The organism is Algisphaera agarilytica, assembly GCF_014207595.1.
Classification (GTDB): Bacteria; Planctomycetota; Phycisphaerae; order Phycisphaerales; family Phycisphaeraceae; genus Algisphaera; species Algisphaera agarilytica.
The window spans coordinates 3,288,613-3,309,974 of the sequence record NZ_JACHGY010000001.1 but is presented as its reverse complement, the minus strand read 5'-3'; the positions used below and the strand labels follow the sequence as shown (position 1 = coordinate 3,309,974).

General features: G+C 62.9%; 17 protein-coding genes and 1 pseudogene. 8 read left to right on the top strand and 10 right to left on the bottom strand.

Annotated elements, in window-relative coordinates:
* Positions 1-36 precede the first annotated feature (36 nt).
* The 3 genes from HNQ40_RS14280 to HNQ40_RS14270 form a co-directional block, all read right to left on the bottom strand.
* Entirely contained in the window at positions 37-1,281 is a 1,245-nt protein-coding gene (locus HNQ40_RS14280; RefSeq protein ID WP_184678505.1) for a methyltransferase domain-containing protein, read from the bottom strand.
* Positions 1,282-1,359: 78 nt separating this feature from the next.
* Positions 1,360-2,187: an MIP/aquaporin family protein gene (locus tag HNQ40_RS14275; RefSeq protein ID WP_184678504.1), complete on the bottom strand. Its 828-nt coding sequence runs from the start codon at positions 2,185-2,187 to the stop codon at positions 1,360-1,362.
* 18 nt (positions 2,188-2,205) lie between these two features.
* Complete coding sequence (locus tag HNQ40_RS14270) at positions 2,206-3,309, bottom strand: inorganic phosphate transporter (RefSeq protein ID WP_246403266.1); 1,104 nt, start codon at positions 3,307-3,309, stop codon at positions 2,206-2,208.
* An 819-nt stretch (positions 3,310-4,128) separates the two neighbouring features.
* Between HNQ40_RS14270 and HNQ40_RS14265 the strand changes: the two genes are divergently transcribed.
* The gene (locus tag HNQ40_RS14265; RefSeq protein ID WP_184678502.1) at positions 4,129-4,806 is read left to right on the top strand and encodes a hypothetical protein; all 678 of its coding nucleotides are present in this window, start codon (positions 4,129-4,131) and stop codon (positions 4,804-4,806) included.
* Positions 4,807-4,815: 9 nt separating this feature from the next.
* On the opposite strand, the gene HNQ40_RS14260 is transcribed toward HNQ40_RS14265, so the two are convergent.
* A complete protein-coding gene (locus HNQ40_RS14260; protein ID WP_184678501.1) occupies positions 4,816-6,414 on the bottom strand; it encodes a sulfatase in 1,599 nt (532 codons plus the stop codon).
* 149 nt (positions 6,415-6,563) lie between these two features.
* Complete coding sequence (locus HNQ40_RS14255; RefSeq protein ID WP_184678500.1) at positions 6,564-7,958, bottom strand: sulfatase family protein; 1,395 nt, start codon at positions 7,956-7,958, stop codon at positions 6,564-6,566.
* A gap of 203 nt (positions 7,959-8,161) precedes the next feature.
* Here HNQ40_RS14255 and HNQ40_RS18745 point away from each other — a divergent pair.
* Positions 8,162-8,248 (top strand): annotated as a pseudogene (locus tag HNQ40_RS18745) (YqaE/Pmp3 family membrane protein); the annotation flags it as partial.
* Between the two features lie 134 nt (positions 8,249-8,382).
* Here the strand turns inward: HNQ40_RS18745 and HNQ40_RS14245 are convergent.
* On the bottom strand, positions 8,383-10,329 hold the full coding sequence (locus HNQ40_RS14245) for a CRTAC1 family protein (protein WP_184678499.1): 1,947 nt from the start codon (positions 10,327-10,329) through the stop codon (positions 8,383-8,385).
* Positions 10,330-10,541: 212 nt separating this feature from the next.
* Here HNQ40_RS14245 and HNQ40_RS14240 point away from each other — a divergent pair, with 212 nt between their 5' ends.
* Complete coding sequence (locus HNQ40_RS14240) at positions 10,542-11,702, top strand: 6-phosphofructokinase (protein ID WP_184678498.1); 1,161 nt, start codon at positions 10,542-10,544, stop codon at positions 11,700-11,702.
* Between the two features lie 23 nt (positions 11,703-11,725).
* The gene (locus HNQ40_RS14235) at positions 11,726-12,445 is read left to right on the top strand and encodes a hypothetical protein (protein WP_221435544.1); all 720 of its coding nucleotides are present in this window, start codon (positions 11,726-11,728) and stop codon (positions 12,443-12,445) included.
* Here HNQ40_RS14235 and ilvC read toward each other — a convergent pair.
* A complete protein-coding gene (gene ilvC, locus HNQ40_RS14230) occupies positions 12,442-13,464 on the bottom strand; it encodes a ketol-acid reductoisomerase (RefSeq protein WP_184679259.1) in 1,023 nt (340 codons plus the stop codon). The genes HNQ40_RS14235 and ilvC overlap by 4 nt on opposite strands.
* Positions 13,465-13,665: 201 nt before the next feature.
* On the opposite strand from ilvC, the gene HNQ40_RS14225 reads away from it, so the two are divergent.
* The 4 genes from HNQ40_RS14225 to HNQ40_RS14210 all read left to right on the top strand — a co-directional run bounded on the left by HNQ40_RS14225 (position 13,666) and on the right by HNQ40_RS14210 (position 18,073).
* Positions 13,666-14,946 carry an esterase/lipase family protein gene (locus HNQ40_RS14225; RefSeq protein WP_184678496.1) on the top strand — a complete coding sequence of 427 codons (1,281 nt, stop codon included), beginning with the start codon at positions 13,666-13,668 and terminating at the stop codon, positions 14,944-14,946.
* A complete protein-coding gene (locus HNQ40_RS14220) occupies positions 14,943-15,827 on the top strand; it encodes a class I SAM-dependent methyltransferase (protein ID WP_184678495.1) in 885 nt (294 codons plus the stop codon). Before HNQ40_RS14225 ends, HNQ40_RS14220 begins: the two co-directional genes overlap by 4 nt.
* A 41-nt stretch (positions 15,828-15,868) precedes the next feature.
* Positions 15,869-17,110, top strand: a complete 1,242-nt coding sequence (locus HNQ40_RS14215; protein ID WP_184678494.1) for a lysophospholipid acyltransferase family protein — start codon at positions 15,869-15,871, stop codon at positions 17,108-17,110.
* A gap of 186 nt (positions 17,111-17,296) precedes the next feature.
* Positions 17,297-18,073 carry a PEP-CTERM sorting domain-containing protein gene (locus HNQ40_RS14210; RefSeq protein ID WP_221435542.1) on the top strand — a complete coding sequence of 259 codons (777 nt, stop codon included), beginning with the start codon at positions 17,297-17,299 and terminating at the stop codon, positions 18,071-18,073.
* 78 nt (positions 18,074-18,151) lie between these two features.
* Here HNQ40_RS14210 and pgl read toward each other — a convergent pair whose 3' ends face one another.
* The 3 genes from pgl to zwf form a co-directional block, all read right to left on the bottom strand.
* Positions 18,152-18,907 carry a 6-phosphogluconolactonase gene (pgl, locus tag HNQ40_RS14205; RefSeq protein WP_184678492.1) on the bottom strand — a complete coding sequence of 252 codons (756 nt, stop codon included), beginning with the start codon at positions 18,905-18,907 and terminating at the stop codon, positions 18,152-18,154.
* Between the two features lie 117 nt (positions 18,908-19,024).
* Complete coding sequence (locus HNQ40_RS14200; protein ID WP_184678491.1) at positions 19,025-19,732, bottom strand: hypothetical protein; 708 nt, start codon at positions 19,730-19,732, stop codon at positions 19,025-19,027.
* A gap of 74 nt (positions 19,733-19,806) precedes the next feature.
* A complete protein-coding gene (gene zwf / locus HNQ40_RS14195; protein ID WP_184678490.1) occupies positions 19,807-21,333 on the bottom strand; it encodes a glucose-6-phosphate dehydrogenase in 1,527 nt (508 codons plus the stop codon).
* Between the last annotated feature and the right edge of the window lie 29 nt (positions 21,334-21,362).

The following is a 21,362-nucleotide window of genomic DNA, read 5'->3' as shown; positions in this document are numbered from 1 at the left end:
GTAATTACTTCTGATTGAAAGTCCGATGCCAAGCGATCAGCAGCAGCCATCGGTGCCGCAGCAGTCGCTGGCTTCGGTCGTCGCGTCGTAGTCCTGGCCCTTGGTTTCGCGCGGGTGGCGCTTGACTGTACGGCTGCAGTTGAACGGCTCGGCGCCCTCGAGCGGGATACTTTCCAACGGCTCGATCGGGATCAGGTGCCCTGCGTAAGGACTCTCGCCCCGTGTCAGCAGCTTGAAGGTCTTGTCACACACCGCGATGCGCTCGCCACGGTTGAAGACGTGACCGTCATCGTCGCGCACCTGGCTCCACGGGCCCTTGTACACCACGGCCTGGATGCGCTCGAAGCACGGGCCCTGCTTGCCCTTGTACGCCCGGATGGTCATCGAGCGGAACTCGACGCCGTCGATCGTTTGCCAAGGCTCTTCTTCGCGCTTGAGAATCTCGATGCCGTGGAAGCCCGCGTCGGCAAACATCTTGACGAACAGGTCCTCGCGAAACGCGCCGCTGATGCAGCCCGACCAGAGGTCGCCGTCGTCGAGGATCTTCTGGGTGGGGTCTTCGTCGCAGACGATATCGCTGATCACGCAGCGGCCGCCGTTGCGGAGCACGCGGTACATCTCGTTGAACAGCTGCTTCTTCTGCTCGGTGGCCACGAGGTTGAGCACGCAGTTGCTGACGATCACATCGACGCTGTCCGACTCGACCAGTGGCTCTTCCTTGCGGAGCCGGTCGCACTCGGCCTCGTAGCTCGCCACGCCCGCCATGTCGGTGATCGGGTGGGCGTCGATGTACGCCTGGGCCTTGTTCCACGACAGCCCGAGGTCCTGGATACGGCCCTTGCGGAACTCGACGTTGGCGTGGCCGATCTTCTCAGCCATCTCGTCTTTGTACTTCTCCGCGAGGGCCAGCATCGTGTCGTTCATGTCGACGCCGATGACCTTGCCCTCGGCCCCGACCTTCTGCGAGAGGATGTAGCAGATCTTGCCGCCGCCGCTGCCCAGGTCCAGTGCGACCTCGCCTTCACCGACGTATTCCGACGGGTCGCCGCAGCCGTAGTCCTTCTCGATAATTTCCTGGGGCAGGATCTTGAGGTACTTAGGGTCGTAGCTCGTCGGGCAGCACAACGCGGCCTCCACCGCCTCGGCCCCGGCGGCGTAGCGGGTCACCACTTCCTGCTCGACGTTGTACGGCTGATCGCCGGATGCCGAATCGGATGAACGGGGCGTCTCGCCGGTCGAAGAGGTCGGGCGGGCGGGAGCGTCGGCAGCGGGTTTATTCACAGGTTGATTCCAAGACAGAGGGTTACAGGCATAAATCAGCGTACGGGATTAACCGTACGCTCACCAATTCTATTCCCACTAGTCTTGCTCAGCCTTGGGCAGGTGCGGGCGGATCAGGAAATCGAACGCCGCTCCACCGATCACCGCCCCCACCAGCGGGGCGAGGATGTACACCGTGAAAAAACCGCCGCGTGGCCCGGGGATGGCGATCTCGCCCCAGCCGGCCAGGAACGCGAATACCCGCGGCCCGAAGTCCCGGGCCGGGTTGAAGCCACCCTGGGTCAGCACCGCCAGCAGGCAGATCAGCACCGTGACCACCAGCCCGATCGGGAACGCGACCGCCCTGCCCAAAGGCGCGTTACGGTTGCGGGGGTCGATCAACGCAAAGATGAAAAACACCAGCAGCCCCGTTCCCAACGCCTCGGCCCCGAAGGCCTGGACGTGGCTGACTAACTCGAACGCCTCGGCGTCGGTGCCGAAGTCGGGGTTGGGGAAGTACTCGCCGTAGGCCATCGCCGAGCGTTGGCTGCCCGGCTCGCCGCGGGTGATGTTGTTGGCCGTCTCGAAGTGAGCGATCCAGTTGTGGAACAAACCGTGCAACGTCGCCGCCGCCGCAAACGCCCCAACGAACTGCGCCGCGACATACGGCCCGACCTGCTTCCAAGAGAACCCCCGCCAGATCGCCAGCGCCAAAGTCACCGCCGGGTTCAGGTGCGCCCCGCTCACGGCAGCCGTCGCGTAGATCGCCAAGCCGATCCCGATACCCCACGCCACCGCGACCTGGCCAAGCCCCTGCAACGCGCCGCTGAACACCGCCACGTGCACCACGCCCGTACCGAAGAGCACCAAAAGAAAGGTCCCCACCGCTTCCGCGATCCACCGCCCGTATGGTTTCTGATCATTCACGCGGGGGATTGTGTCGGATCATCCCAACAGCGTCCAGCACAGTGCACCCAAAACCGCCGCCACGGGCAGGGTAGCGACCCACGCTAACACAATTGTAACGATCATCTTCCACCGGCCCTGCCCGCTGACCGCGCCGATGCCGATCAGGCTGCCGCAGCTCACGTGCGTCGTGCTCACGGGAACGCCCCACTTGCTCGCGACGATCACGAGAAACGCGGTGTTCAGATTTGCGGTGAACGCCTGGCCGTCATTCATCCCCGTGATGCGGTGGCTCATGGTCTGGGCCACACGGCGGACCGCCAGCAAGCCGCCGGCCGCGATGCCGATACCGACGACCACCACCGCCTGCCAGTCGGTCATGAAGCTCAGCCCGATCATGAGCGCCGCGACCTTGGGCGTGTCGTTGAGGCCGCGGGCGAAGCTCACCGCCCCGGCCGTGAGGAAGTGGCAGCGATCCAGCACCGTCTGGGCGCTGATCCCGAGGAACCGGCCGGTGTACCGCTGTTCGCACTGCTCGGCCTGGTCGGCGGTCAGCGTCACGCCGGTGCTGGCCATCGCCAGCGTGCCGTCCCCGCCAATAGACAGGGGCACGACTTCCTGGCCGACGCACAGGCACGTCTCTCGATTGATCCGGGCCAGCCGCCGGATCCCGGTGAATAGCAGGTAGAGCAGCGCCGCCAACGCCAGGGCGATGAACGGCGAAGCCATCAGCGGATAGAAAAACTTCTTCCACACTGCGGCCCATTCGAGCCCGCCGCCCGCGGCGCCGATGCCGATGATCGAGCCAACCATCGCGTGGGTGGTGGAGATCGGCAGGGCCAGCCGGGTGGCGAGCAAGACCGTCCCCCCCGCCGCCAAACCGACACAGGCCGCGAAGCTGCCCGATTGCCAGATCGCGTCGGCCACGATGCCTTTGCCTTTGAATTTGCTGGCCAGTTCCGCGCCGATCCAGATCGCCGCGACCGACCCCATCGCTGTCGTCACCGCGGCGTAGACCACCGCGGGCTTGATCTTGACCAGCCCGCTGCCGATGAGCGTGGCGACACCCTTGGCGTTGTCGTTGGCTCCGTTAGCAAACGCCAGTGCGATTGCCGCTCCGACCACAACCCCGATCAACACCATTTCCAGCAAGACACGCTCCTTGTAGCAAAACTGAGATACCCAGCCAACCCGCTTACGAACCTCATTAATCCCATAAATCTAGCACTTTGCTAACAAATCTGCGGACTCGCCTTGGTCCTCGGTTGGTGCGCAAGGTTCGATTGTCAAAGAGCGGGCTTCAGATTCCCCGCCGCACCTCGATCCCCGTCCGTCTCCGGTGGCGGGGCACGTTGTGGCACGCGTGGTGCAGCGGGTGAAAGACATTTGATCCACCGATTAAGACGATTGGAGCAAGATTAAAAACACGGAATTACTACCTTGGAATCTGGTTTCAATCGTCTTAATCGGTGGATGAAACCGCCTTCCCGAATCCAAACCCTCGACCGCCTTCCCGTCACGGCTCCGACCCATGGGGTTCCCGGCAAGGTGGTACCCATGGCATCGCCACGTCCGCTCGGGCCATCAGCCCGGCGCTCCCGGATATGGGCGTGCTTGGCGCCTTGCCTGTGCAACCTTCACGCCTGGAATACCACCGGGGGCCGACACCATGGGCCCCGGCGCTTGGGCGGTGCGCACGGGCTCGTCGCTGTTGGTGGCCCACCCACGAAAAACCTCGCGTTTTCACCGGCAAAATCATTTTTAAGTTTTTCCGATTTTTCGGATCAGACGCCGAGGTTCTGTGCGCACCAACGTGTCGCGGCCTCCTCATCACCCCGCCCCCGTTGCCCGGGCCGGGCGGGCGTTGGGCTACAATGTCGTTAATCGAATACCGCCTGAGCGTCGATAAAACCGAAGGCAACGATCCCCACTTCGCTCTTTCTACCCCCGAGGTCACGTCCCATGCGTCTTTTTGCTTTTGCGATTCTGAGTCTTTCCATGATCTGCGGCACGTCGTCGGCGGGGGTCACGCTGCTGGTGGATTTCGGGCCGTTCAAGACCGGCGACAAAAACGCGGGCAACCAGAAAAAACCCCAGGCGTCGACGGACGACTTCGCCCTCGCCGACCCGCAGGTGGACCCGCAGGCCCAGGTCAACAACATGCTCCTTAACATGGCCCCCGCACGTGCCAAGGACAACGACACCGAGCTGGAGGGCGTGGGCATCGTCGCGGAGGTCACGTTCAAACGCCTGGTGGGCTACGGCGCGTTCGGCGGAGACTACGGCAAGACGCCGATCCTCAACTCCTACCTCTATGTCCAAAAGACTTCCTCGTCGGTCACCGTGAGCAGCCTCGAAGAAATCGAAGCGGGGTCCACCGTCACCGTCGCGGCCTGGGGCGGCGGCGACAAGCCCGGACAGGACACGATCTTCTCGATCACCTACGACGGCGTCGAGTCCTCGAAGCAAACCGTCGTCCACGGCGTCCCCCAGGCCGAGGCCTTCGCCACGTTCACCTTCACGAAGGTCGACGGCGTCGACGAGGTGACCATCAACTACGGCAACCCCGACGACTACGCGGGCTTCAGCGGCTTCTCGATCACCAGCAAAAACGAAACGCCGGTCACTGAGCCGGAGTAAATCCGCCGTTTAGTTTCTCGCCGATTTAGGCAGCATCGGCACCCACGCCTCGGGCACCTGCTCTTCGAGGCGAGCACGGAACGCTTCGATCGTGTCGGCGTGTTCGGGGTCGGACGCGAGGTTGGTCCACTCCTGCGGGTCGACGCGGTGGTCGTAGAGCTCTTCGCCGCCGTCGCGGTAACGGATGTAGCGGAAGTCTTCGGTGCGCAGCGACCAATTGTGGTGGCTGTCCTCAGCCCAGCCTCCGGAGTAGAGGAACGACAGCGCCGCGTCGGGGCCGTCCCACGTGCCGTTTTCGGGGTCTTTGAGCAGCGGCTTGAAGCTGTGTCCGTCGAGCGGCAGGCCCTTGTCGGACATGCGGGTATCGCCTTCCAGGTCGCAGAGGTCGATCAGGGTCGGGAACAGGTCGATCAGCGAGACCGGGGCCGAGGCCTTGGAGCCCGCGGGGGTGAGGCCGGGCGCGTAGACGATCAGCGGGATCCGGACGCTTTCTTCCCACAAGGTGAGCTTGAAGAGGTGGTCTTTCTCGCCCAGGTGCATGCCGTGGTCGCTGGTGAAGATGACGATGGTGTTGTCGCGGTAGGGGCTGCGTTCGAGGGCGTCGAGGACCTGGCCGACGTTTTCATCCATCGCGGTCACACAAGCGAGGTAGGACTGAACAAAGCGCTGCAGGCCTTCGGCCGCGGTGCTGTATGAATTGATGAGGTGTTGGTAGGCGATGTGGTAGCCACGTTTGTCGAGGGGGAAGACCGCGGGGTAGCCGGTATCGTCCATGTCGTTGGGCTTGTTGGGCAAGAGCTCAACGTCTTCGAGCGGGTACATGTCGAAGAAGCGGTCGGGAGCGTGCGTCGGCGAGTGCGGACGGATCAGGCCGACCGCGAGGAAGAACGGCTTATCGATGTCGCGCGAGGGATACGCGTCGAGGAAGTCGGCGGCCCACTGGGCGTTGGCCTCGTCGGGGGTGGGGTCGCGGTCGTCTTCGTTGACGTAACGCCAAAGCGGCGGGGTGCTGCCGGGCGAGGCGACCCAGCCCTTGCCATCTTCGCCGTCCCACGGGACGAGCGAGGTCGGGCCGAAGCCGCCGTTGTTTTTGCCGAGGGTGTTGAAGGGCGCGGGGAGGTGGGGGTTGCCCACGCGCTCTTTGCCGTTCCAGGCGTGGGGGCCGTAGTTGGGGTCTTTGTGCCACTCGTCCCAGCGTTTGTGGTGCGGGACGTGGGAGACCTTGCCCGAGCCCGCGGTGTGGTAGCCGTTTTCACGGAAGAAGGACCCGATGGTGTGGGAGTTGGCCAGCGTTTCGTTCTTCCACCAGGTGTCGAACCAGAGGCTGCCGGAGTTGTGGCCGTGGATGCCGGTCATCATGCTGGTCCGCGAGGGGGCGCAGATGGCGGTGGTGCAGTAGGCGTGGGTGAAGCTCGTGCCGGTGGCGGCGAGCTTGGCGAGGTTGGGCGTGATGACCCGCGGGTGGCCGTCGTAGCCCTCGATCATGTCGTTGAGGTCATCGGTGATGATGAAGATGACGTTGGGACGCTGGCTGCCGGGTTCGGCCGCGTGGAGCGTGGGGGCTAGCATCAGCGTGGCAGCGAAGAGTGCGAGAATGTAGCGCGGCATGAGAGTCCTCGGGGGAGACTGGTGTCGGGTTTGGGGCGAACTGCAACGGCCCGCAAAATGAATCGGATGATGCGTAGGTCAGGCATGCTTGCCTGACGCTGGCGAGAAAAAACTTGTCAGGCAGGCATGCCTGACCTACACAAAACGCCTTAATCGAACGGCGTCTTGCCCTTGTAGAGCTTGGGCGGCTGCATCTCGAGGAAGGCCTGGAACTTCTGATTGAGTTCCCGGGTGATCTCGGGGTGTTGCTTGCTGAGGTCGGTGGTTTCGCCGATGTCGTTGGCCAGGTTGTACAGCTGGGGTTTGCCATCGACGTAGAGCTTCCAGTCGCCTTGGCGGACCGCGCCGCGGTTGCGGATGCTCCAGTACAGGACGTCGTGCGGGTCGCCCTCGACTTCGCCGCGCAGGTACGGCAGCAGGTTCACGCCGTCGAGCTTGGTTGTCTCGGGGATGGGGATGCCCGCCGCGGCGCAGAACGTGGGATACAAGTCCATGGTGCTGACCGGGCGTTCGTAGACCTGACCGGCCTGGAGGCCGTCGGGCCAGCGGATGATGTAGGGCACGCGGATACCGCCCTCAGTGAACATGCCTTTGTGGCCCCGCAGCGGACCAGCGCTCCCCAGCAGCTCGCGCGGCCAGTTTTCGGGCCAATCGACCCGGTACGCAAACGACGGCCCGTTGTCGCTGGCAAACGCCACGATCGTGTTGTCTGCGATCCCCATACGGTCGAGCGCATCGAGCACCTTTCCGATGTTCTCGTCCATCGAGTGCAGCATCGCGCCGTACATCTTGGTCGCCTCGGTCTCGAGGTGTTCCACGACTTTGCGGTCTTCCTTCTTGGCCTGCATCGGGCTGTGCGGCGCGTTGAAGGCGAGGTAGAGGAAGAACGGGCGTCCCCTCTCGTGTTCACGCTCCATGAACTCCACGGACTGTCGGCCAAGCCGGTCGGTGAGGTATTCGTCGCCGGGGCGTTCGGGCCCCCAGAGGATGCGCTTGTAGGTGCCGGGCGCGAGCATGTAACCCACCCCGCCGTAGTAGCCGGTCTCATCGGGGAAGTAGTCCCCGGCAAACATCATGACCGAGTGGCCCTCGTCGAAGGTCGTCTTGGGGTAGCTCGACAGGTTGTACTTGCCGACCACCGCGCTGCGGTAGCCCGCGCCCGACAGCGTCTGGTGCACCATCTTGTGGGTGCTGGGCACGCGGTTATTCTCCGGGGTATCGCGTGGCTTGCCGTCCTGAAGATTGACGTAGGCGTCCCAGGTGCCCTGCACACCGATGCGTTGCTGGTAGGCACCCATGAGCAGGCCGTATCGGCTAGGGGCACACGCCGGGCCGGTGACATAGCCGTCGGTGAACCGCACGCCCTCGGCGGCGAGGCGGTCGATGTTGGGCGTGGGCACCAGCCCCGTGTCGCCGTAGGACCCGGCACAGCCGTAGCCCATGTCGTCGGCAAAGATCAGGACAATATTGGGCTTTTCAGCAGACGCAAAGCCTGAAAAACAAAGCGTTAAGACGATCAAGGACAGTGTGACCCATTTGAACATGATGAGACTCCGTGACGGATGATGACGCAATTTGTCAACATTTTACATTTTTTCCGTCAATTGGCCAGTGGATTTCGGCAACAATTCACCCCACCTATGGGGCAGAAATGCCACTTCACCCCACCGATCATCAGGGATAAAGCGAATGAAACCTGCTGGAAGCCATGATTTAGAGCGACCCTGCCCAGGGCTATACTCGGAAGATGGACCTGCTCAAAATCATCCTCGCGATTTTCATCCCCCCGCTCGCGGTGTTCCTGCACAAGGGCCTGGGGATGACGTTTGTCATCAACCTGATCCTGGCTCTGCTGTTTTTCCTGCCGGGCACGATCCATGCGCTGTGGGTGATCATCAAAAAGCGACCGCCCTCCCGCCCGGCATGCCGGCCGCTGGGTGACACGCCCCCGCCACATTCAACTCTGCCTCAAGGCCGATCCTTACCGGCCTCGATCTTCTGGTTGGCTTGGAGGTTGCTGACGGCTTGCTCCGAGCCGTCCCGCCAGACGATCTTCACGCTCTCGACCTGCGAATCGCTGCCCAAGCCGAAGTGTGCGGTGTTGAGCAGGCTCTGGGAGAACGCGGTCGCGCCCGAGCCGACGACGCGGGTCTGCGTGCCGGAGGCGGAGGTCAGCGAGAGCTTGGCGCCGATGGGGTCCATGCCGGTCTCGGCCGAGTAGCCGACGTGGATCAGGATGTAGTGGTGGTTCTCCGGGTCGGCCACTTCGTCCCGCAAGCGGTTGGCAAACAGCCGCCACGACCCGCCCTCGTCGCCGCCGACCACATCGATGTCGCCGTCGAAGTCGTAGTCGAAGGCCACGCCCATGTCGCCGTGCGCGATCGCGCCCAGGTCGTTGCCGCCGTGGTTGGTGAACGATTCGAAACTGCCGTCGCCGCGGTTGAGCAACACGACATCGGGTACGCGTGTGCTCAGCCCGCCGTAGCGAAACACCATGAAGTCTTCCAGGCCGTCGTTGTTGAAGTCGCCCGGGGTCACGCCGCGGCTGATCCCGCCGGTCTCGGGCGGGAGTACCGACGAGATATCGGTGAACACGCCGTCATCGTTCCGTAGCAGAACGTCCGGCAGGTTGGGATCGTTCATCTCCCAGCCCGGCTCAAACGAATCGATGCCGCGGATCGAGCCCTGCATGGTCCACGCCAGGTTCGTGCTCTCCATGAAGTACGCCAGCTTCCATTGGCGATCGCCCAGGTAACCCAGGTACCAGCCGTTCTGGTCCATCTCTTCGGGGAAGCCTTGGGATTCGTGGCCCCACACCCACTTCTTCAGCCGATCCGGCGGGTTCATTTTCTTCTTCTCGGCTCCGAGGAAAATCGGCATCCCGTCGGGCATCTTGTGTCCGCGGTCCACGATCGAGAAGTCGGTCAGGTGCAGCGTGTTGCCCGCTTCAAACGTCAGCGATTGGGTTTGTTTCTCCCACAGCTTGAATGCCACGTCCAGCCGATCGCAGCCGTCCTCGCACATCGCGATGTCGTGGATCAGCCCGCCCCGGGCGAGGTAGTAATCCAGGTCGCCATCGCCGTCGATGTCGGCGTACGCCGCCGCGTTCACCCCGCTGATGTCACGCAGCGCCTCGGGTAACACCTGCTCGCCCACATCCTCCAGCCCCATCTCCGGCAGGCCACGGTAAAACGAAAAACCTGCGTGCGGGCCAAACGTCAGCAGGTCCGGCCGATGGTCGCCGTCGAAGTCTGTCACCAAAGACTTCTCTGCATGGATGTTCTCAAAGACCTCGTTCTTGACGTACTCAAACGTACCGTCGCCGAGGTTGCGGTACATGATGTTGCGCGGCCAATCGGGGCGGATGGTCTGCGGCGCGTTCACCGTGACACAATCGAGATACCCGTCGAGGTCGAGGTCCAGCCACCGCACCGCCCTGCCGCGTGCGCCCATCGCTGAGATACCCGCGAGTTCGGTGACGTCGGTGAAGCCTTCCTCGCCGTCGTTCCGGAGCATGCGCGGCGGCTGCGGTTTAGCACCGCTGCCCCCGCCCAACGAGATCAAAGCGTCGAGGTCGCCGTCGCGGTCGAAGTCACCCGGCGCCACGCCGTGGATGTCGGCGACCCGGAACATATCCTTCTCGCGGGTGAACTGCCCGTCCTCATGCCCGCGGAAGAACATCACCGGCGTCTGATTGTGGTCGAACACCGCCACGTCGTACCGCCCGTCGTTGTCAAAGTCCGCGATGGACGGCCCGCCGTACTTCGTGTTGGGCTGCGTGATGAGCCCGACGTGTGCCGAGACATCGAAGAACAGCACCGGCCGTTCATCCGACAGCACCACCTCCGCGAGCGCAGGAGACGAACTAAGCGAGCAAGCAAACAGGCACGACAGAACGGGTTGGGCAGGCTTCATGCAGACATTTTACGCAATCGCGCAAACAAGGCAATAATTTGCGCAAACCTCTAACTCCCCCCAACCTCCAATCGGAACTCATTCAGCACGCTAGCCGCAGCGTGTACCCCGCGCCACTGATCTTCAGAGCCATCGAGTTGTTGCGTTACCGCATCTCCCCGCGCACACTGGCCAGAGGACTGATTCACACATCTTGGGAAAGGACCGTCCCTATGTCTCGCAACCTCGGCATCCTCACTTCCGGGGGCGACTGCCCCGGGCTCAACGCCGCCATCCGCGGGGTGTGCAAGCCCGCCATCAACCGCTTCGACTTCCAAGCCATCGGCTTCCGCGACGGCTTCCGTGGGCTCATGCAAGACCGCACGCTCCGCCTCGAAGACGAATTGCTCTCGGGCATCCTCACCCAAGGCGGCACGATCCTGGGAACCTCACGCGACAAGCCCAACAAGATGCCCGTCGGCGACCAGGTCCTGGACATGACCAACGTCATGGTCGAGACCTACGACCGCCACCACCTCGACGCCCTGATCTGCCTCGGCGGCGGCGGCACACAGAAAAACGCCAAGCTCCTCATGGACAAAGGCCTCAACGTCATCACCCTGCCCAAGACCATCGACAACGACGTGGGCCTGACCGACATCACCTTCGGCTTCGACACCGCGCTCGAGATCGCCACCGACGCGATCGACAAGCTCCACTCCACCGCGACCAGCCACCACCGCATCATCGTGGTCGAGATCATGGGCCACCGCGCCGGTTGGCTCGCCCTGGGCGCGGGCGTCGCGGGCGGGGCCGACGTGGTGCTGATCCCCGAGATCCCCTACGACCTCGAACGGGTCGCAGAGGCGATCAAGAAACGCACCAAGTCCGGCAAGCGTTTCTCGATCGTTGCTGTCGCCGAGGGCGCGATGTCGACCAAGGAACACGCCGAGTTCGCCGCGGCCAAGAAACGTAAGCAGGAAGCCCCGGACAAAGAGACCAAGCAGAAGATCAAGGCCGAGCTGGCCAGCCTCGACCGAGCCCGCGGCGATCACACCGTCCACCTCACCCACCTGCTCGAAGAACTGGTCGGCATGGAAGCACGGCTCACGATCCTGGGCCACCTCCAGCGCGGCGGCACCCCCAGCGCCGCCGACCGCCTGCTCGCCACCCAACTCGGCACCAAGGCCGCCGAATGTTTAAACGAAGAACAGTTCGGCGTCATGATCGCCGCCCGTGGACACGACGCCGTCCCGGTCCCGCTCACCGAAGTAGCCGGCAACCGCAAACTCGTCCCCCTCGACCACCCCTGGCTCGAAACCGCCCGGCGTGTGGGGACGTGCCTTGGGGATGAATCAGCAGCACCAAGCCACAATAGGTCACTATCAATATGAATAAAACGTGCCAAGCAGCCTGCATGGATTACAGAATTTATTTAGACACAATCCTGCGTCCAGCTGCGGAGTCATATCGACTATCGATGGAGTCGGAATCAACTCAACTACACCAAGCTTTCAGCATCAGCACATTTACAGGCCAAGCAATCGACTACTTAATTGCAATTCGGCAGGCACACGGAGATTCAATAACAAGGACACAATTCGTCAAGAGTTTCGATGAAGTTTTCTATATCGAAGGTGCCAAGCTTTTGAATGGAAAATTTCGACTCATAGACGCTACCAACAATGCGTTGAAACACATCAAGCTAGACTCTAAGCGATACCAAGAACTGATCCAAAAATATGGCCCAATCACGTTCCGTTGTCTCTCAGAACAGAACAAAACAATCTTCTGCCAACTCGCCAATTATCGCTTCGATTACTCGAGAGTCGTTATCCGCCCAATTCTGGAATCGCTAATCGACGTTGAATTCTATGATTTAGATCAGGTCAGAGAATTCGCCTTTGGGGATTGGGGTCCACCCGACCATTCACCTTTCGAGGAGGAAGATCCAATCGACCAAATGATCGAGTACTGTAATCCGATATGCCTTGATTGCGGTGAAGGCGAAGCAGAATGCAGCTGCGAAACATACAGATATGGGGAGGAATTCGGAGAATTCCAGCCCATCAGCAATGAAACCTTCGATTTCGACGATGTTATGTCAAAAATCTATGGATCGTATTTGTCGGATTAAACCTCAACCGGGCCGCCGTCGCTCAGCTCGACAGGCTTGAGCCAGGGCATCATGCGGCGGAGTTCTTTGCCGACGCTTTCGACGCCGTGACCCGCATTCTCCGCACGTTGCTGCTTGAACCACTTGAAGCCGTTGGCGTAGTCGTCGCGGAAGGCCTTGGCGAAGCTGCCGTCCTGGATGTGCTTGAGGGCGGCTTCCATGCGCTTCTTGGTGTCGTCGTCGCAGATCTTAGGGCCGGTGTAGTAGTCGCCGAACTCCGCGGTGTTGGAGATGCTGTAACGCATGTAGTCCAGGCCGCCGCGCTTGATCAGGTTGATGATCAGCTCGAGCTCGTGGCAGACTTCGAAGTAGGCCAGCTCGGGGGGGTAGCCGGCTTCGGTGAGGACTTCGAAGCCCTTCTTGATCGATTCGCTGAGGCCGCCACAGAGGACGACCTGTTCGCCGAAGAGGTCGGTCTCGCACTCGTCTTTGAAGTTGGTGACGAGGATGCCGCCCTTGCCGCCGCCGTTGCCGATGGCGTAGGCGAGAGCCTGGTCTTTGGCGTCACCGGTGGCGTCTTGATGGACGGCCATAAGGGTGGGCACGCCGCCGCCTCGCTCGTACTCCCAACGCACGGTGTGGCCCGGACCTTTGGGAGCGACCATCACCACATTGACATCTTCCGGGGGGGTGATGGTGCCGAAGTGGACGTTGAAGCCGTGGGTGAACAGCAGGGTCTTGCCCGCGGTCAGGTTCGGGGCGATCGAGGCTTCGTAGACATCGGGCTGCACTTCGTCGGGCAACGCAATGGCGATCAGGTCGGCTTGCTTCACAGCCTCATCGACGGGCAGCGGGTCGAAGCCGTGCTCAATGGCGAGCTTGCCGTTGGTGGACTCTTTGCGGTTGGCGACGATGACGGTGAGGCCCGAGTCGCGGAGGTTCTGGGCGTGGGCGTGGCCCTGCGAGCCGTAGCCGATGACGGCGATGGTCTTGCCTTGGAGGGGTGCGAGGCTGCCGTCTTTGTCGTAAAGGGTTTCGATGGCCATGGGGCGGGAACTCCGGTCGCGGGGCGTAAAGGGGGCGAAAAAAGGGTTTTGAGGTTGTTCGGCGTGAGCCGAGCCGAGTAATCTAATGGTGCGCCACGGGCCGGTCAAACGGTCGGCGGGTCAATTGAAAGGGTTCAGATGGGTCGGGTGGTACAAACAATCGGGTGGTCGGCCGTGGCCATGGGGCTGATTTTGATGGTTCAAGGGTGTGCTTTTCGGGACCTCAACCGGGATCAGAAGGAGATCGACCGGGCGGGCTGGGTCAAGCTGCGGGTCGAGGGCGAGCGGTTTGCCGATCACCCGGTGTACGCGGCGCTGGTCCGCGAGCCGGGGGACAGCATGATGGCCGTGACCGTCGAGACCTACGGGGTCATGCCGGGCAGCCAGCAGATCGAGCTGCGGGCCCCCGAGGGCAACTACCTGGTGGTGGCGTTCCAGGACGTCAACGAGAACAAGAAGTACGACGAGTCCGAGCCGTTCGCGGCCTACGGCCAACCCGAGCCGATCGAGCTCTGGGCGGGCCGGGTGATCGAAGACCTGACGCTGTCGCTGGACGTGGCGGTGATGCCGGACCTGTGGACGCCCAAGGCGTTGCAGGAGCGCGGGGTCGAGGTGTCGGAGCGGCTGGCGAATTTCGGGAAGCTCATCACCCTCGACGACCCACGCTTCGAGCGCGAGGTCGCCCGCACCGGGATGTGGCAGCCCGCCCACTTCATCCACGGCAACAACGCGGGCATGTACGTCCTCGAGGAATACGACCCGGCCAAGAAGCCGGTCGTCTTCGTGCACGGCATCGGCGGCTCGCCCCGGCACTTCACCACGATCATCGAGCAGATGGACCGCGAGCGTTTTCAGCCTTGGGTCTTCTACTACCCCTCGGCGATGCGGCTGCAAGAGCTCGGCGACTACCTGCAGGTCTGCCTCGACCGTATGCGGGCGGAGCACGGCTACAAGAACGTCGCGATCGTTAGCCATAGCATGGGCGGGTTGGTGTCGTGGGCGGGGGTTCGGGCGCACCTCAAGCAGAGCCCCACGCCGTACATCGATTTCTTCGTCACGATCCATTCGCCGCTCGGCGGGATGTCGAGCGCGGCTGCGGGCGTGGACCACGCGCCGGTCGTGATGAACTGCTGGATCGACCTGGATCCGCGCAGCGAGTTCATCGCGACGGTGTACGAAGAACCGCTTCCCGCTTCGATTCCGTATCACTTGTTCTACGGGGTGGTCGAAGGGCAAGAGGTCTCTCTTCCCGTTCCCAAGGACACACTCGACGCGGAGCTCGCCAAGGTAGACCCATCCGCGTTCAACGACGAAACCGTCTCGCTCGACAGCCAGCTGCAACGCTCGGCCGTCGCGCAAACGACCTCGCTACACAGCAACTACGCCACGCATATGGGTACACTGCGTGACCCGCAGACCATTGAAACCCTCAACGGCCTGCTCGCCGAGTACGCCGACAACCGCCCCGCCGAATGAGCCGACGCCCCACCTCGACTTTCCCCCGCACGCTGACCCGCTTGTGGTCGCTGACCGAACCGTCTTCGGAAACGATGCGCACCTCCGACGCGTTGGACCACCCCACAATGCACCGCCTCGTGAAGACCGACGGCGGGGACTACTGGGTCTGCTCCGAAACCGGCCAGCTCGAGCACACGGTCCAGGTCCCGCCGCAGCCGCACGAGTACGACGGGCACTGGAAAGAGATGGTCGAGCGCGGCGAACCCACCGACCGTCAGAAACGCTCGGCCCGCGAACTGCTCGAGCGTTTCGAGCCCTACCGCACCCACGGCCGGATGTTCGAGATTGCGACCGGCCTGGGCCCCGTCGTCGAGATCGCCCGCGATATGGGCTGGCAGCCCGAGGGGATCGAGTTCTCGCCCTACGCCGCCGAGCAGACCACCGCCCGCACCGGCATCCCCGTGCAGGTCGGCCCGGCCGAGGAGATGCAGCTCGAAGAAGGCGCCTACGACCTGGTCATCATGGACAACCTCTTCGAGCACCTCACCCGCCCCCGCCACGTGCTGCACACCGCAGCAAAAGCGCTCCGCCCCGGCGGCGTGATCTACCTGCAAACGCTCAACGCCCAGTGTCTGTCGCTCCACGCCCAGCCGACGGGTTGGATCTATTTTGCGCTGGGCCACCAGTTCGTGCCGACGCGTCTGAGCTTCGACCACTACCTCGAGCACTGCGGCCTGGAGTTCGTGTTCCGCACCACCCGCGGCTTCCGCCCCCGGCCGCAGCGCGACGAGAACGAGATCAACGGCGTCGCCCGCTCCTACGAAAAAATCGTCTCGCACATCGCCCGCGCCACGCACACCGGCCACCGCATCGAGTGCATCCTGCGACGAAAAGCCTAAACCCCGCAGGCCCCAACAACCGATCGCGTAGATAACGCGCTATGCTCGATTTTTCTGACCAGCCCTACCAATACTTCCCGCCCAAGCACTCCCGCTTCTGGTCGGCCCTGCTGCTCTACCACAACCGCACCCGCCACCTGCCCGGGACGCAGCAGATCATGGAGGTCGTCCCCTCGGGCCACGACGAGCTGCTCGAACAACTCAAGCCCGGCGATCGGCTCGTGTTCCTGCCCAACCACTCGACCCACGCCGACGCGGCGATCTTCCTCGAAGCCCTGCGGCAGCTCGGCATCAGCAGCCTGCTGATGGCGGCCTACGACGTGTTCCTCCGCGGCCGGGTCCACCGCTTCACGATGCAGCGCATGGGCGCGTTCGCCGTGGATCGTGACGGCAGCGACCCCAAGCCGATGAAGCAGGCGCTCGCCACGCTCGAAGCGGGCAAGCACGCGCTATCGATCTTCCCCGAGGGGAACGTGTATCTGACCAACGACCGGGTGACGCCGTTCATGGATGGCGCGGCGTTTATCGCGCTCAAGGCGCAGCAGGCGTTGCAGAAGGCCGACGACACCTCGGGGCGCATCCTCGCGGTGCCGGTGTCGATCAAAGCGACCCACCTGACCAACGCCCGGATGAAAGTCACCCAGCGATTCGAGCCGTTGGGTAATCAGCTCGGCGTCGAGGCGGACTTTCACGCCGAGCCGATCAAGGCCGTGTATCAGGCGGCCGAGATCGCGCTGCACCGCAACCTCAAGCAACGCGGGCTCGATGTGCCCGACGCCCCGGACCTGGGTTCGCTGGTCGAGCAGGCCGCGACGAACGTCCTCGAACGCCTCGAAGCCAAGCTCGAAGTCACGCCCAAACCCAAGGACTCGCTGCTCGACCGCGTACGCTCGGCCCGCCGGTTGATCCACGAGGTGCGTATCGATCCCGAGCGTGCGGTGGACCACGCCGCCGCTGCGACCTGGGCGGACGAAGCGATGCTGGCGTACCGGATCGCCAGCTACCCCATGGGCTACGCCGCCGAGAAGCCGACGCTCGACCGCGTGAGCGAGACCGTCGAGAAGTTGGAAGAGGACCTCTTGACCCGCATGCCCGCACCCATGTGCCGACGGCACGCCTATGTGCACTTCAACGCCCCCATCGACGTCTCCGATCTGCTGACCGAACACCCCAAGCTGCGGGCCGCGGTGGGCGCATTCACCTCGCAGACCGAAGCCGCGGTCCAGGCGGGCATCGACCACCTCAACCACCACAACCCCCACCCCGGCGGGCAGATGTGGTGAGAATCGCCCTGGCGCGGTGCTACTGAATCAAGAAAATCTCGGAAATTCAAGGCAAAACGCTTGCCTTTACCAAGACCTGCCCTAGAGTGAGGAAACGCCTTAGGGGATTTGCCTACGTGCGTAGCAACCGAGGCGGGAGAAATTTGTAAACCGGGTCAAAAGATGAAGACAAAAACGATCCTCTATTTGGGCTGCGCGATCGCTACGCTCCAGCTGACCAGCCCATCCCACGCGGTTCCGACCTTTGACCAGTTTGGTCCTTTCCCCAACGCGACTTTTGGCGGGGTTGGCATCCCCAACGACAGCGTGGCTGCGTCCACGCAATTCGTTGCCGACTTTGATGCTCAGCCCGGCCGCCAATCCGCCCAGATCACCCTGGCGATGAACACGACCCAACGATTCAGCAACGACGTGGTCACCAACGATGGCTTCGGAACTTTCTTCGCAGAGCCCGGCAGCAACTTCGGTAATCCGCTGAATCCTCTGGACCAATCCTCTTCGTCATTGGAGGGTGCCACTTGGAATTTCAACTTTTACATCCTCGTTGAGGGGATTAATGGCTCGGACCCCACACTGGCGGATTTCCAGATCGATCTGCTTTACGACTTTGATCCGGGCGTGAATACACCAACCAGCGAACAGGGCCGAATCAACATCACCAACGGGGCTATCGCTGCGGCCATCCAAGGTAATACCCCCGTCACCAGCCTCGCGGAAGGTTCAGAAAACCTGCTGTTTAACTTTCTGGAAACAGGGATTCCGAACATTGTGATGCCGCCGACCTCGGTCAACGCCTTCTCGCCCGAAGCGATCGGCGAATACAGCTTTTCGATCGAGGTCATCAGTCTCCTCGACGGCTCCACACTCGAAACCGTGGGGATCAGCGTCGTGGTCCCCGAGCCCAGCTCGCTGGCCCTACTGGGTCTTGCCAGCCTGGGCCTGGCCGTCCGACGCCGAGCGTAAACGTCCGCGAATCCAAATAACAAAAACGGGTCTGCGGCCTTACGCTGCAGACCCGTTTTATTTTGTCGCATGAGCTTCTTAGCCCGCCGCGGCCTGGTCGAGGTACCAGATCAGGTCGCTGCTCTTGGGCGCGATGCCGCTGATGGGGATCTGCTCGATGTCGGGCGATCCCGACGCGGCCTGGTCGGCGACGCTCTGCAGCGCCGCGGTCTTGCCCACGCCCACCGCGAGGACGCCCACGTGGCGGGCGGCGTTGATCAGCGGGTAGGTCATCGTGACACGCGGGGGCGGGACGACCTTCTCGCCGTCGTTCGTGTCGATCCAGCGGGTCGAGTGCAGCGCGGGCGACTCGGGGAAGAGGCTGGCGGTGTGGCAGTCGCCGCCCATGCCCAGGAGGATGAAATCGAGCACGGGGTGGTTCGAGTCGCTGGGCGCGTCGGTGATCCCGAAGGCCTCGGCGAGCGTCGCTTCGTACTCGGCCGCGGGGTCGTCGGCGAGGACGGGCATTGCGTGGACCTGGCTCGCGGGGATCCCCGCGTGGTCGGTCATGGCTTCGCGGATCATCTTGATGTTCGACTTCTCGTGGTCCTCGGGGACACAGCGTTCGTCCACGATCCAGATGTGCGTCTGGGCCCAGGGGATGCCGCGGAACAGCGGATCGGTCACGAGCCGGACGTAGAACGGCTCGGGTGTGCCGCCGCCGGACAGGGCAAGATGGAACACCCCCCGCTTCTCGACCGCCACCTCAGCCGAGTGCAAGAGGTCAGCGCCGAGCTTTTCGAACAGGGCTTCGGTATCGGGTTTCACAACAACGGTGCCGGGGAGTTTGATCATGGCAGCAGGGTACCGGGCCTAGGGCGGGTTTGCATCCGGGCGCTATCCGTATCCTCAAGAAAAAAGCCCTCCGGTGACGGAGGGCTATAGCGTCAACATTTGATCAAAAGCTGAAGCCTATTCTTGAGCGAGGTTTTCTTCGGGCGAGGTGCCCTCCATCGCTTCGTGCTGTTCGTTCACCAGGATGAACTTGTCGAACTCGATGCCGTCTTCCCGCATGGAGAAGCTGATGGTGTGCACGCCCGGCTCGGGGATGTCGATGAAGATTTTGTGCTTCACGCCGCAGTGCTGCTCTTTGGTGCGTTGGCGGCTTTCCCAGCGCCAGCCGTGCTTGCCCTGGCACCACTGCATGCGTTGACCGGCGGCGGGCCATTCGCCGTTGAGCCCGACGTGGATGCCGTTGTCTTCCGAGCCGGTCGAGTAGATGCGGGCCCAGACGTAGTAGCGGCCCGCGGTCTCGAACTCGATGGGGTAGTGGATGATCGCGAGGTGGCCGGGCTCGGGGCTGAAGTTCTCGCCACGGATGAGCTTGTCGCCGTGGGTCCGGCGGGTGTCGGGCAGGATTTCGATGTACGCGCCGCCGCTGGCGCCTTCTACGTGGGGCGGGTCGCCGTCGGGCGTCACGTCCGGGGTCGTCGATTCATCCACGCGGTACCACGCCCGGATTTCATCCTTGGTTTGCTCGACAAAGTCCTCGGCCTCGACCGCGACGATGCCGCCCTTCTCCACCGCCACGGGTTCAACTTCGTCTGCCGACACGGTCGCCTGACAGAAAAACGCACCCGAAACAAAAGCCAACGCGCCGAACTTAAAACTGAAATTCATCGTGACACTCCATACAGATGGGAACAGAAAGGAAACGCGAGGGTCGCCATCCTACCCGAAGTGTCGCAAAAAACTCAGTCGTTTCGCCAATACCGCCCGTCGCGCTGCATCATGAGGTCCGACGCGGGCGGGCCCCAGGTGCCGGCCGCGTAGTTGGGCAGGTCGGGCTGGGGGTTTTCTTCCCAGTAGTCCAGCACGGGCTGACAGGCGTACCACGAGCTCTCGATCTCGTCGCGGTGCTTGAACAGCGTCTGGTCGCCCCGCATGCAGTCGTGCAGCAGCGTCGCGTAGCCGTCCGGCGGATCGACCTCCCACTGCTTGATGTAGTCGAAGTCCATCACGACCTCGTTCATCTTCATGCCCACACCTGGCTCCTTGCCTTCGAATCGGATGCGGATGCCTTCGTTGGGCTGGACCGAGATCACGATCTGGTTGGGCTTCTGGTTGCGGGCCTGGTCGCGGAAGAGGATGTGAGGCGTGGGCTTGAAGTAGATGACGATCTCGGTCTTCTTCGCGGCCATCGCCTTGCCCGACCGCAGGTAGAACGGCACGCCGCCCCACCGCCAGGTGTCGACGTTGAACTGCATCGCGGTGAAGGTGTCGCGCTGCGACTCGGGATCGACACCGTCTTCTTCGCGGTAGCCGATGACGGCCTCGCCCTTGACCGCGCCGGGGCCGTACTGGCCACGCACCGCGATCTGCGGGATGTCTTCTTCCTTGGGCACACGCAGGGCCTTGAACACCTTGATCTTCTCGGTGCGGATGTCCTCGGCGTGCATGCTCACCGGGGGCTCCATCGCCACCAGTGACATCACCTGCAGCAGGTGGCTCTGCACCATGTCCCGCATCGCGCCGCCGCCGGGGCTGTCGTAGTAGCTGCCGCGTCCCTCAACGCCGACTGTCTCGCTGGCGGTGATCTGGACGTGGTCGATGTATTCACGGTTCCACAACGGCTCGAAGATCGTGTTGGCAAACCGCAGCACGAGCATGTTCTGGACCAGCTCTTTGCCGAGGTAGTGGTCGATCCGGTAGATCGAGTTTTCCCAGAACACGTCGCCGAGCGTGTTGTTGAGCTGGACCGCCGACTCGGGGTCTTTGCCGAAGGGCTTCTCGATAATGATGCGCTGCCAGGTCGGGTCTTCTTTGTTGAGCGGGACCATCCGCTTGCCGTCGATCACCAGTCCGCTCGCGCCGACGTTCTGGATGATCGGCTCGAAGAACTGCGGGGCCATGGACAGGTAGAACATGATGTTCGTGCCCGTGCCGTGCTCCTGGGCGAGGCCCTTAATCCGCGTGGTCAGGTCGGGCCAGGCCTCGGCGTTGGTCGAGTCGCTGGCCTCGTAGTGGACGTGCTTGGAGAACTCGGCCCACTTGGCGTCGTCGTAGCCGTCGGGGTTGAACTCGTAGATCATCTTCCGGAACGCGTCGTCGTCGTACTTCGACCGGGCCACGCCGAGGATGCCGAAGTTTTCGGGCGTCATCCCGCGGTCCCAGAGGTAGTAGAGGGCGGGGAGGAGCTTGCGTTTGGTCAGGTCGCCGGACGCGCCGAAGATCACGATGAGGCAGTCGTCGGGCCGTTGGAGGGTGGTGGAGTGGGGCATGGGATCACAATAGACACGAAAGCGCGTGC